Here is an 11928-nt window from a genome sequence, read left to right on the forward strand (position 1 = left end):
GCACCAATGACTAAGCCGGGACACCATACAGATCATGCGCGTCAGCTTCCTCGACTTCGACGCTGATGATATCGCCAGCGGCCAGCGTTTCGGGCACATTGCGCAGGAAGACATTGCCGTCGATCTCGGGTGCGTCGGCCTGGCTGCGGCCGGTCGCGCCGATGTCGCCGTCCTCGTCGGGCTCGCCAACTTCGTCCACAATGACGGGTAGCGTTTTGCCGACTTTGGCCGCGAGTTTGGCGGCGCTGATCCGCTCGGTGACTTCCATTAGGCGGGCATAGCGCTCTTCTTTGATATCCTCTGGCACAGGATCGGGCAGGGCATTGGCCTGTGCGCCTTCGACCGGTTCGAAACGGAAGGCTCCGACCCGGTCGAGCTGGGCTTCTTCGAGCCAGTCGATCAGATATTTGAAGTCATCCTCGGTCTCTCCGGGGAAGCCGACGACGAAGCTGCTGCGCACTGCGATGTCAGGGCAGACGGTGCGCCAGTTCTTGAGCCGTTCGAGGACCTTCGCCTCATTCGCAGGGCGCTTCATGCGTTTGAGGACCGCGGGGCTGGCGTGCTGGAACGGGATGTCGAGATAGGGCGTCAGCAGTTCCTCCGCCATCAGCGGGATCACCGCATCGACGTGTGGGTAGGGGTAGACATAGTGCAGCCGGACCCATGGGGGAACTCCGTCGCCGATATCCAACTGCCCAAGCTCGCGGGCCATATCGGTCATATGCGCGCGGACGGGGTGGCCCTTCCAATCGCGCTCTTCATGGCGGGTATCGACGCCGTAGGCAGAGGTGTCCTGGCTGATGACGAGCAGTTCGCGCGTCCCGGCAGCGACCAATTTTTCGGCCTCGCGCAGAACCGCATCGATCCGGCGGCTGGCGAGCTTTCCGCGCAGGTCGGGAATGATGCAGAAGGAGCAGGAGTGATTGCAGCCTTCGGAGATCTTGAGATAGCTGTAATGGCGCGGGGTAAGCTTGATATCCGGTTGGGGTATCAAATCTACGAATGGTCCCTGCGATGGCGGTGCGTGGGTGTGCACGGCCTCGACCACTTGCTCATATTGATGTGCGCCAGTTACAGCGAGGACTTGCGGATGCGCGGCGCGGATTGCGTCGGCTTCTTCGCCCATGCAGCCGGTCACAATCACCCGGCCATTCTCGGCTATGGCTTCGCCAATGGCTTGGAGGCTTTCCTCCTTGGCGCTGTCGAGAAAGCCGCAGGTGTTGACCAGCACGACGTCAGCGCCGGCATAATCGGGCGACATCGCATAACCGTCTGCCCGCAGGCGCGTGAGGATGCGTTCGGAATCGACCAAGGCCTTCGGGCAGCCGAGGGAAACCATGCCAACTTTCTTGGCGTCGGCCAGCGTCTTGGGAAGAGTCGTGGTGTTCATGATGGCCGCGCCCCTACACCCGAAAGCGTCTTTGCGCTATACCGCGCTGGTTGGGTCGCACCATCTGGGAGGAATTGATGAACTTATTCGATGTGAACTGGCTGGCGATTGTGCTTGCTGCTGCGTGCGGATTTATTGTTGGCGGCATTTGGTACGGGCCGGTAATGGGCAAGAAGTGGATGGGCGCTGTTGGCCTGACTGAAGACCAGATAAAAGAAGGCAATATGGGCCTGATTTATGGCGGCGCTTTTGCGTTTTCACTGCTTGCAAGCTGGACGTTAGCGCATACTTTTGCGAGCTATGCCACTGACCTGTCTGTGGCCGTAAAAGTCATGACGGCATTTGGTGTAGCGATCGGCTTCATCATTCCGGCGTTGGGGACCAATTACCTGTTCTCGCAGAAGGGCAAGACCTTGTTCTTCATCGATGCAGGATATTGGATGCTGTTCTACATCGCGATGGGGCTGGTTCACGCCTATATGCCGTAAGATGCGGTGAGCTCTGGGGAAGGGCGCGGTTTAGCTGTGGCCGTTATGGCCGTCGCCGCGCTCTTCGCCATTTTCGGTCGGGACGATTTCAACTACGATATCGCCCGGCTGAAGATCCTGGCACTCGTCTTCCCAGAAGCCGAGGACTTTACCGCCGCGATAGACCCGCAGCCCGCGACCGCCAGTTCTGAGTTCTGTGATTGCACAGCCGCATTCTTCGGCAGTAATCTCGCGTTCGACTAACTGCACGCGTCCGGTGACCGAGGCAAGGTCGGCGAGATAGTCGGCGATATGCGCGCCTTTCGCTGAACCCGCCAACAGTAAGCCGGTGAAGCGCACCGGATTGATTACATTGTTGGCACCGGCTTGGCGGGCGAGGGATTCGTTGTCGTCCGCACGGACTACCACGCTAATCGGCACATCGGGCGCCAAAGCGCGCACTGTCAATGTAATCAGGATCGAGGTGTCATCGCGCCCTGCGGAAACCAGCACATTTTGTGCTTCGGTAATCCGGACGGCTTTGAGTGTCTGATCGCGTGTTGCGTCGGCAGCCATGATGTTGCAGCCCAGCTTTTCAGCTTCGGCGAGACGATCCTCGCTCGGATCAATGACCACGATATTGCTGCCGTCCATCCCGCGTTCGATCAACTCATTGACCGATTCCGAGCCGGACACGCCATAGCCCAAGACTACGATGTGGTTGGACAGCTTCTCTTGAATGCGTTTCATGCGAAACTTCTCCCAGCTGCGCTTCATAATGAAATTGTAGGCGGTGCCCACGAAGATAAAAAATACGGCGAACCGGATCGGCGTCACAATGACCGCCTCTACCATCCGCGCCCGGTCCGTTACCGGCACAATGTCGCCGAAACCGGTAGTGGTGACCGAAATCAGGGTGAAATAGATGACATCGGTGAAGCTGACTTCGCTATCGAGATTGTCGACCAAACCGCCGCGATCCCACCAATGGATCATGACTACGATTGCGAGCAGGAAGATCGCGAGCCCGAGCCGTATGCCCAGATCACCCCATACCGGCACGCGCGACGCGCGCCGTAGCGGCTGAAACTTCGGCCCGCGCATTCGGCGCCTGGATTTCGGAGTTCCAATACGGTCGATTTTATCGCTCATGCAGGCTTACCGTTGCGGCAGCTTGCTCGCAGGGTCAATGCGCTTGTTATCTTTCATGATTTCAAAATGCAGCTCGGTTTCGGTGGCGATACCTGCATCACCGGCTAGACCGATGCGTTCGCCCGTCTTCACAACATCCCCCAGTTTGACCGTCAGCTTTGCAAGGTGGCCGTAGCGCGTGCGCCATCCATTGCCATGATCGATCACCACCAGACGCCCAAAGCGTTTCGGTTCGTCATCGGCGAATACCACCGTGCCTGAAGACGATGCGCGTACCATATCCAGCGGATTGGCTTTCATATCCAAACCGTCATGTCCTTTGCCGTCTTCGCGAAGGCTGAAGCCCAGCATCACTTTGCCATCATGCGGCCAGCGGAAATAGGGTTCAGTACGGACTTGCCGCGGTACGGGAACGGATTCGATCACCGCCGGGATGATCAGTCGTTGGCCCTTTGTGATGTTGTAGGGCTCCTCCAACCCGTTCGCGATGGCGATATTGGTGAAGGGGATGCCGTAACGGTGAGCGATCCCAAAGCCGGTATCGCCGTCCTTCACCACGTGCACCTTCTGCCGCGGAATCTGTAACTTCTGGCCGATGCGTACGTTGTATGGTTCCTGCAAGCCATTGGCTGCGGCAATGACAGAGGCGGGCACTTGCGCGCGATTTGCAATGCCGCCCAGCGTTTCGCCTTCGGTCACAACATGTTCGGTTTCAGTGGTTGGATCGCCTGCAGCAATTAGCAGCGGCGCAGCCAGTAGTACGGCCCATTTTCTCACGCGGCTTGTCCTCATTGTGAATATCTCCCAGCCAAGGCCTCGAGAGAGGTGTGGTGAGTGAGGTCCAGCTGAAGCGGCGTCACCGATACAAACCCCTCGTCAATCGCCTCCAGATCAGTCCCGTGATCAAGCGTATGCTCGATCGCATGCAGCCCGAACCAATAATAGGGCAGGCCGCGTGGATCTTTCCCTTCGACTACCGAGCCGCGCGAATAGTCATGGAATCCTTGCCTGACTGCGCGAATCCCCGCAACTTTTTCGCCCGCAATCGGTGGAAAGTTTACATTTACCAGCGTGCGCTCGGGCAGCGGAGCGTCGAGCAACGGAGCGATGGCTTTCGCCGCCCATTTGCGCGTGGCATCGAATTGCTCGTGCTCGGCAGAGCGGTTGAGAACCTGACTAAGCGCGATGGAACGGATGCCTGCCAGCGCACCCTCTATGGCAGCAGAGACGGTGCCCGAATAGGTAATGTCATCGCCCAGATTGGCCCCGCGATTGACGCCGGAGAGGATCAGATCGGGCGGACTGTCCATTACCTTGCGCAAACCCAGCGTGACCGAGTCCGTGGGCGTGCCGGTGACAGAGAAACGGCGAGGGCCGTGCGTGTGTAACCGTACCGGCGCATTGAGCGTCAGCGAATGGCCTGCGCCCGATTGCTCCTCATGCGGAGCGCACACCCAGATATCATCGCTGAATTCGGCGGCGATGTCTTCGAGCACTTTCAGGCCCGGTGCGAATATTCCGTCATCATTGGTTACGAGTATGCGCATCAGGATGCAGGCTCAAGCTTTTCAACTCCGCCCATGTAAGGCTGCAAAACCTCCGGAATTGCGATACTCCCGTCAGATTGCTGATAATTCTCCATGATCGCTACAAGCGTTCGGCCAACCGCCAGGCTGGAACCGTTGAGCAGGTGGAAGAACTCGGTCTTTTTTGCTCCCTCGGGACGATAGCGTGCGTTCATCCGGCGCGGCTGGAATGCACCGCCGTTTGAGCATGAACTAATCTCGCGATAAGCCTCTTGGCCGGGCAGCCAGACTTCCAAATCGTAGGTCTTCATCATGGTCGCGCCCATGTCACCGGCGCACAGTATCATCTTGCGATAATGCAGACCCAAAGCCTGCAGCACGCTCTCTGCACAAGCAGTGATCCGCTCCAATTCGGCTTCGCTTTCGTCAGGCAAAACGGCGCTGATCAGTTCGACTTTCTCGAACTGGTGCTGGCGGATGAAGCCGCGTGTATCGCGCCCGGCAGACCCTGCCTCGGATCGGAAGCACTGTGTCAGCGCAGTAATCCGCATCGGGAAATCGCGCTCCTCGAAAATCTGCTCACGGAAAGAATTGCCCAGCACCATTTCTGAAGTCGAGATCAACCAACGCCCATCGGTCGTTTGGAACAGATCTTCGGAGAATTTGGGCAATTGTCCCGTGCCGAACGCCGCGTCGTCGCGAACCAGCAGCGGCGGATTGCATTCGGTGTAGCCATGCTCGCCTGTGTTCTTGTCCAGCATGAACTGGCCAAGCGCGCGGTGGAGGCGCGCAATATCGCCGCGCAGGAACGTGAAGCGCGCGCCGGACAGTTTCGCCGCGGTGTCAAAATCCATACCGAGCGCAGGTCCCATATCGGCATGCTCCTGTGGCTTGAAATCAAACGTCGGTTTATCGCCCCACTGACTGATTTCGACATTGTCGTCTTCGTCCGCACCATCAGGAATGTCGTCAGCGACCAGATTGGGCAGGCGAGCCAGCGTGTCTTTCAGCTCTTCGCCAAGCTGCCGATCTTTCTCCTCCAGATCAGGCATGGCTTGCTTCAGTTCGGCCACTTCGGCCTTCAGCGCCTCGGCCTTTTCGGTGTCTCCTTGACCCATCGCCTGACCGATAGCTTTTGACGCGCCGTTACGTTTGGCCTGCGCGTCTTGGATGGCAGTGGCGGCTGAGCGTCTTGCTTCATCAAGCGTTATGATTTTTGCGGCCACAGGTTCCAACCCTCGACGCGCCATTACCGCATCGAAAGCTTCGGGATTGTCTCGGATAAATCGGATATCGTGCATGGGCGCGGCTATGGACTCGTTTTGGTTTGGCCTCAAGCACCGCTGTGGCTAACGCGTGAATATGCGCAAAGTCCTCGTCCATTTTGTCGGCTTTCGGGATGACAGGTACTGGAACGCCGTACGTATCTGGGGGCTGCCCGATATGATCCATGAGGCGTGGGACATGTATGCGGAAAATGATATCGCGCCCGGCGATATCATCATCTTCGCCAATGGAGACTGGAACCAAAAACCGCGCAGCTTCACTGTGGAAGCCGCGCGGTCTCGGGAAACCAGACGCATCGGGAGAGAAACGTCCGGCTGAGTTGGTTGCCGTTAGAAGCGGAACTCGCCAGTTACAAACACCCGGCGCGGATCGCCGTAGAAGCCGGTGAGCGTACCTTCTAGTCCGAGCGTCGGCGCGAATGGCATGCCATTGGTGCCGCCTGCGACGAAGTTGTATCCGGCCACGATGTAGCGTTTGTTGGTCAGGTTCTTGCCGTGAACACCAATCGACCAACGGTCGCTGTCGGCGGTGTAGACAATGCTGGCATCGAGCAGGACAAACCCGTCCTGATCGAGGAACGCGTTGGGCGTTTCAAACTGGCTGGCATCGGATCGCATACTAACCCCGCCAATCAGATCGACGATCCCGTCAGCAACCGGCAGACCCAGATCGAACCCTGCATTGACCGTGAATTCCGGCGTATTCTGGAATACCCGCTGGTTCGCTACATCATTGCCGAATGCGTCGATGAACTGGTTGTATTTCGCATCGACATAGCCGAGCGACCAATTGACGTTGAAGCGGCTTCCCGCACCGGCAAAATCCCTGCCGACCAGCGCGTTGCCTTCAAATTCGAAGCCGTTCACATCCGCTTCGCCAGCGTTGCTGGTGATGCCGATGAAGCTGTCATTCACGCCGTCATTATTGGTATCGACGCCGACCGATCCGGGGATCTGGATGCCAGTGTAATCGCCTTTGAAGGCAGCAACAGCAATGTTCAGGCGGTTGTCGAGCAGCGAGGCTTTCCAGCCCAGCTCATAGCTATCGACCGTTTCGGGATCGAAGCTGAGGAACTGGAACTGGTCGTCGAAATCGATGTCGCCATCGCCGTCCAGATCGGGCGCCGCGCTGGTCTGGCCGCGCGGATCGAAGCCGCCGCCCTTGAAGCCGCGTGAATAGGTGAAGTAGATATTGTGGTTCTCGTTCGGCTTGTAGCTGATCGAGGCACGCGGGGTGAATTCCTCGAATGTCTGGCTGCCATTGAAATCCGACGTGACGGCGATGGGGATGGCAGTCGATGGCGGGAACAGATCGGAGAACCCGCCAATAAAGGTCGTCCTGAGGACTCGGCTGGTACGTTTGTCGCTGGTGAAACGACCGCCAACCGATATGCTCAGCTGCTCGGAGATGTCATAGGTGAAATCGCCGAAGATCGACCACGTCTTGGTGTTCACATCACCCAATGTTTGCGCATTCAGGCCGGGCAGATTGATCAGATTGCCGGTATTGGCCAGCAGCACATCGAAGGCGGTGAACGCGTTCGCGTCGAGATAATACGCGCCGATCACACCGTTTAGATTGTCGCTTTCATAGAGCAGCTGCAATTCTTGGCTAAACTGGTCGTTCTCGTAAATTGCGGGAACGTCCAGATCGCCCGACGGCAGGCTGTCGAAATCAATCGGCGTAGTCGATTTGTCTTCGCGATAGCCGGTGATACTTTTCAGTGTGATCGTGTCGCTCACTTCGACCGCGATGTTGAGCGCGCCGCCATAGGCTTCGACTTCCTGATCGACGACATTCAGACCTGCGCGAGTATCGTAAACATCATCCAGCACCGGAGCGCCGCTTAGCAGTCCGGGAATCAAGCGATGCCCCTGACGGGCCTCGCTATTGTCTTTCACATAATCGCCCGACAGGCGTGCGAAGACAGGGCCATTGTCAAATTCCAGTGTGGCGCGGCCAGCCCAAACATCTTTGTTGTAATTCTCGACGCCCTGCAGGTTGAGATTGTCACCAAAACCGCCACGGCTAAGGCGCGCCGCGCTTGCGCCGAATTTCAAACTGTCGGAGATCGGCGCGGAGCCGCTGACTACCAGATCGGCTTGATTGTATGAGCCGTATGTCCCGCGCACTTTCAGCTCGACATCATCAGGCAAACGGCGGGTCACATATTTGATTGCACCGCCGATTGTGTTGCGGCCATAGAGCGTACCTTGCGGTCCGCGCAGAACCTCGATCCGCTCGACATCATAGATATCCAGAACGGCGGCTTGCGGGCGGTTGATGTATACATCATCAACATAAAGACCGACGCCGGCCTCGAAACCCGCGACGGGATCCTGTTGTCCGACACCGCGGATGAAGGCGGTCAGCGTGGTGTTGGTGCCGCGCGAGACTTCCAATGTGAGGTTGGGGACTTTCTGGCCGATTTCGGTCAGTTCCAATGTACCGGTCTTGGCCAATTCTTCACCGCTTACCGCGGTAATGGATAGCGGCACATCGACGATGCGCTCCTCGCGGCGACGTGCAGTGACGGTGATGATCGGATCGTCACTGCCGGCCTCGGCAGTTTCGCTTCCGTCGATGTCCTGCGCAAGGGCAGGTGTAGCGGTGAAAGCAAGCGCGGCGGTGCCCGCCATCAAGCTACAAATTAGTGTGCGATTGGTGAAACGCATCGATTCTCTCCCATGTTTCTGACTCTTTAATATTGAAATATGAACCAACTTTCAAGTTTAGTCTTGCGAGGAATCGATTTGCCGCCTACGCAAACTCTCAATGGGGTCGGGAAGGTCAGCAGCCATCGTGCAAACTCAACAGCAGCCTGAAAAGCAACCGCGTACCGAGCGTGGGCGCAAAACGCTGCGCAAATTGCTTGATGCTGCAACTGTCGAATTTGGTGAGAAGGGCTTTCACGAAGCCTCGATCAGCGGGATTACGCGCCGCGCAGGTGTCGCGCTGGGCAGTTTCTACACCTATTTCGAATCCAAGGACGCGATCTTCCGCGCGCTGGTCGCCGATATGAGCGATTCGGTAAAACACGCCGCCCGTGAAGCGATTGACGGGCGTATGACGGCGCTGGAGATTGAACGCGCTGCGCTCAAAGGCTTCCTCGACTTCGCGGGCGAGCATAAGGAAATTTACCGGATCATCGACGAGGCGGAATTTGTCGATCCGGCCAGCTACCAAAACCATTACGAGACAATCGCCGAACGCATTTTGGACCGGCTCAAAGCTGGCGCTGCCGAAGGGCACTTCCGCGCCGATCCGCAAGAAGCACACGCATGGGCGCTGATGGGAATGAACGTGTTCCTTGGCCTACGTTATGCGATTTGGGGTCGGGAAGACGACATGTCGTCAGACGAAGTCGCCGCCGCCGCCAATGCGATGCTGGCGCATGGGATCGCTGACTCGAAGTAGTCCCAGCCGCATGTTTGAACGGAACGAATTGCCGCGCGCTCCGTTTCCTGAACTTCAAACACACAATCAGCAGATGATAGGCGGCGGCAATGGACAGAGGATATTTGGGCGTAGGACTTGCAGCTTTGGCAGCCGGTACAGCAGTAGTGGCTGCTGCAGCAGACCAAACCGAACAGCCGCAATATACTGTCATCAGCACAGCGGATAATATTGAAGTGCGCGAATATGCGCCGATGATTGTCGCGCAGGCCGAAGTTTCCGGCGATCGCCGCCGGGCCATGGGGCGCGGCTTTCGGATCATTGCCGATTATATCTTCGGAAATAACCTATCCCAGAAAGATATCGCAATGACATCGCCGGTTACGCAGCAAGCGAACCCGCGCTCTCAAGGCGAACAGATCGCGATGACCTCCCCGGTCACTCAGCAAAGCGATGGTGAGACGTGGCAAGTGCGCTTTATCATGCCCTCGAAATATACCATGGAAACGCTGCCGAAGCCGAATAATCCCGACGTGACCCTGATTGAGGTTCCGGCCAAAAAAGTCGCCGTGATCCGATTCTCCGGCTGGGCATGGCAGGAGAGAGTCGATCAGCACGAGAGCGACTTGAAAGCCTATCTGGCGGCGACCGAACACACCGCAGCAGCGTCACCAACATATGCCTTCTATGACGCGCCGGGCACACCTCCGGAACAACGCCGCAACGAAGTGATGATCGAACTGGCAGAGGCTGAATAGCCCCAGCTCAGTCCGCGAAGAACGCCGCCGCCTTTGCGAACCAACCCTTAGGCGGCGTTTTGGCTGCAGCAACATTCGGCGATACCGGACATTCCAAGCAATAGGCCTGCATTCCGCGCACGGTTAGCAATCTGTTGAGATCCAGCTGAGCCTGCCCGATGAGCGCTTGCTGTTGACCGGCGACCATCGCGAATAGATCGCTATTTTGCCGGGCCGTATCAGCGTCATCATCCATCAACAAGCTGCGGAGCAACGTGCTATATCCGTCGGGCCCGTAGCCGAGATATTGCGCATGCCAAGCACCCTCTTCGAGGCCTGCTTTCTCAGCCGCATAGGCCAAGGCATCTTCGATCCCGCCATATTGATCGACCAAGCCGATTTGGCGTGCTGTTCCGCCATCCCAGACGCGCCCTTGACCAATTGCGTCCACTTCCTGTGTGGTCTTGCCGCGTGCTTCCGCAACGCGGGTGAGGAAGTCGTTATAGCCGTCTTCGATGGAAACTTGCAGAATTGTATCGACTTCCGGGGTGAACCCGCCAATTAGATCGGGTTGACCCGACAGCGGCGTTGATTGCACACCATCTGCATTGACGCCCCATTCTGCAGCTGCATCTTCGAATGTCGGAATGACCGCAAAAATGCCGATAGATCCAGTGATCGTTTCCGGTTCCGCAAAGATACGGTCAGCGGGTGTGGCCACCCAGTAACCGCCACTTGCCGCTACATTGGCCATCGATACGACTATCGGAATCTCTTTCGCCTTATGACGCAGGATCGCGCGGCGGATTTCCTCTGATGCGAGAACCGAGCCGCCCGGTGAATCTACCCGGACCACCAGCGCCTTGAATTCTTCATCCAACGCATCATCGAGCAATGCGGCAATGCGATCACCGCCTGCAGTACCGGGGCCAGCATCGCCGTCTACGATCTCACCTGCGATGGTAACAACACCAATGGCATCACCTTCGGTATCGACCGGATTGTCGGCCAGCCATGCACCAAGTTCGGTATACGCGAAGGTGCCGGGCGCATCGTCCCATTCATCCTCACCCGCGATTTCTGCGACGCGCGCTCCGAATGCGACCTTGTCACCAAGCTTGTCGACCATACCTGCGGCAAGCGCGGCTTGCGCCAAATCGCCTTGACTCGCCTGCACCCACTCGGCGGGTGTTTTGGTCGCGAGATCGAGATTGATATCAGGCCGCGCTTTTTTGACATTGGCTTGCCATTCTTCCCACAGCGAACCGTACAGTTGCTGGTAATTCTCGCGCGCTTCGGGTGACATGTCGCTCCGCGAGAAGGGCTCGACTGCGGACTTGTACGTGCCGACCTTATAAACGCGTGCATTGATGTTCAGATTGTCCAACAGCTCTCCATAATAGAGCCGCGAACCGCCTGGGCCTGCAATCACGGCACCGCCCAATGGATCGACCCAGACTTCGCTCGAATGCGCGGCGAGCATCATGGCATCGTCGCCATAACCGATCGCGTAAGTGAGCACGGGCTTGTCAGCGGCTTTAACCCGGTCGAGTGCTTCGCCAATGGTTTGCATATGGACATGCCCACCGCCGACAAAGCTGGTCAGATCGAGCACAACGGTTTTGATCCGCTCGTCAGTCGCGGCGGTATTGAGCGCATGAACGACGTCGCGAACCTGGAATTCGGCAAGTGGTGCTTGGCCGCTCAAGAAAGCTTCCAGTGGGTCGACCTCTGTGCGTTCCTCAACCACGACACCTTTCAGATCGAGCAGCAAGGCGCCTTCCTGAACCAATGCCGGGCTAGGCCGCGCAGTCAAAATAGAGAAGATTGCCCAGAAGAACAGCAGCAGGAAGATTAGAGCCAAGAAATCCTTGATACCCCGTAAAAGCCGCCAAACTTTACCTGCAAATGCCATATGTAAATTCTCTCTAAATCCGATATTGCAACCTAGTTAGGGACTGAATGCCCTGTAC

Annotated in this window: 11 protein-coding genes; 4 read left to right on the plus strand and 7 right to left on the minus strand. The window is 57.4% G+C overall.

Features of this window, described 5'->3' with window-relative positions; translation table 11 throughout:
* Positions 1–10 precede the first annotated feature (10 nt).
* Positions 11–1390 carry a 30S ribosomal protein S12 methylthiotransferase RimO gene (gene rimO / locus J9777_RS00735; protein ID WP_209346899.1) on the minus strand — a complete coding sequence of 460 codons (1380 nt, stop codon included), beginning with the start codon at positions 1388–1390 and terminating at the stop codon, positions 11–13.
* 77 nt (positions 1391–1467) lie between these two features.
* Between rimO and J9777_RS00740 the strand changes: the two genes are divergently transcribed.
* On the plus strand, positions 1468–1878 hold the full coding sequence (locus tag J9777_RS00740) for a DUF1761 domain-containing protein (protein ID WP_209346900.1): 411 nt from the start codon (positions 1468–1470) through the stop codon (positions 1876–1878).
* Positions 1879–1908: 30 nt separating this feature from the next.
* Here the strand turns inward: J9777_RS00740 and J9777_RS00745 are convergent, their stop codons facing one another.
* The 4 genes from J9777_RS00745 to serS are packed head-to-tail and all read right to left on the minus strand — an operon-like array spanning position 1909 to position 5836.
* Positions 1909–3009, minus strand: coding sequence for a potassium channel family protein (locus tag J9777_RS00745; RefSeq protein ID WP_209346901.1), 1101 nt, complete (start codon positions 3007–3009; stop codon positions 1909–1911).
* A gap of 6 nt (positions 3010–3015) precedes the next feature.
* On the minus strand, positions 3016–3786 hold the full coding sequence (locus J9777_RS00750; protein WP_209346902.1) for a M23 family metallopeptidase: 771 nt from the start codon (positions 3784–3786) through the stop codon (positions 3016–3018).
* An 11-nt stretch (positions 3787–3797) separates the two neighbouring features.
* Positions 3798–4556 (minus strand): 5'/3'-nucleotidase SurE, encoded by a 759-nt coding sequence (gene surE / locus J9777_RS00755; RefSeq protein ID WP_209346903.1) that lies wholly within the window; start codon positions 4554–4556, stop codon positions 3798–3800.
* The gene (gene serS, locus J9777_RS00760) at positions 4556–5836 is read right to left on the minus strand and encodes a serine--tRNA ligase (protein ID WP_209346904.1); all 1281 of its coding nucleotides are present in this window, start codon (positions 5834–5836) and stop codon (positions 4556–4558) included. The genes surE and serS overlap by 1 nt, the downstream gene beginning before the upstream one ends.
* 61 nt (positions 5837–5897) lie before the next feature.
* On the opposite strand from serS, the gene J9777_RS00765 reads away from it, so the two are divergent.
* Positions 5898–6140 (plus strand): hypothetical protein, encoded by a 243-nt coding sequence (locus J9777_RS00765; RefSeq protein WP_209346905.1) that lies wholly within the window; start codon positions 5898–5900, stop codon positions 6138–6140.
* Positions 6141–6151: 11 nt separating this feature from the next.
* On the opposite strand, the gene J9777_RS00770 is transcribed toward J9777_RS00765, so the two are convergent.
* Positions 6152–8497: a TonB-dependent receptor gene (locus J9777_RS00770; protein ID WP_209346906.1), complete on the minus strand. Its 2346-nt coding sequence runs from the start codon at positions 8495–8497 to the stop codon at positions 6152–6154.
* A 127-nt stretch (positions 8498–8624) separates the two neighbouring features.
* Between J9777_RS00770 and J9777_RS00775 the strand changes: the two genes are divergently transcribed.
* On the plus strand, positions 8625–9239 hold the full coding sequence (locus J9777_RS00775; protein ID WP_348631898.1) for a TetR/AcrR family transcriptional regulator: 615 nt from the start codon (positions 8625–8627) through the stop codon (positions 9237–9239).
* 89 nt (positions 9240–9328) lie between these two features.
* Entirely contained in the window at positions 9329–9976 is a 648-nt protein-coding gene (locus J9777_RS00780; protein ID WP_209346908.1) for a heme-binding protein, read from the plus strand.
* A 7-nt stretch (positions 9977–9983) separates the two neighbouring features.
* Here J9777_RS00780 and sppA read toward each other — a convergent pair whose 3' ends face one another.
* Positions 9984–11870 (minus strand): signal peptide peptidase SppA, encoded by a 1887-nt coding sequence (gene sppA, locus J9777_RS00785; protein ID WP_209346909.1) that lies wholly within the window; start codon positions 11868–11870, stop codon positions 9984–9986.
* Positions 11871–11928: the final 58 nt, after the last annotated feature.

Source organism: Pontixanthobacter sp. CEM42 (assembly GCF_017812015.1).
Taxonomy (GTDB): domain Bacteria; phylum Pseudomonadota; class Alphaproteobacteria; order Sphingomonadales; family Sphingomonadaceae; genus Pontixanthobacter.

What these genes read in the sequence shown, in the direction of transcription:
- serS (WP_209346904.1), bottom strand. Translation starts at nt 5,836, where the DNA reads ATGCACGATATCCGATTTATCCGAGACAATCCCGAAGCTTTCGATGCG.
- J9777_RS00780 (WP_209346908.1), top strand. Translation starts at nt 9,329, where the DNA reads ATGGACAGAGGATATTTGGGCGTAGGACTTGCAGCTTTGGCAGCCGGT.
- J9777_RS00745 (WP_209346901.1), bottom strand. Translation starts at nt 3,009, where the DNA reads ATGAGCGATAAAATCGACCGTATTGGAACTCCGAAATCCAGGCGCCGA.
- rimO (WP_209346899.1), bottom strand. Translation starts at nt 1,390, where the DNA reads ATGAACACCACGACTCTTCCCAAGACGCTGGCCGACGCCAAGAAAGTT.
- surE (WP_209346903.1), bottom strand. Translation starts at nt 4,556, where the DNA reads ATGCGCATACTCGTAACCAATGATGACGGAATATTCGCACCGGGCCTG.
- sppA (WP_209346909.1), bottom strand. Translation starts at nt 11,870, where the DNA reads ATGGCATTTGCAGGTAAAGTTTGGCGGCTTTTACGGGGTATCAAGGAT.
- J9777_RS00740 (WP_209346900.1), top strand. Translation starts at nt 1,468, where the DNA reads ATGAACTTATTCGATGTGAACTGGCTGGCGATTGTGCTTGCTGCTGCG.
- J9777_RS00765 (WP_209346905.1), top strand. Translation starts at nt 5,898, where the DNA reads ATGCGCAAAGTCCTCGTCCATTTTGTCGGCTTTCGGGATGACAGGTAC.
- J9777_RS00770 (WP_209346906.1), bottom strand. Translation starts at nt 8,497, where the DNA reads ATGCGTTTCACCAATCGCACACTAATTTGTAGCTTGATGGCGGGCACC.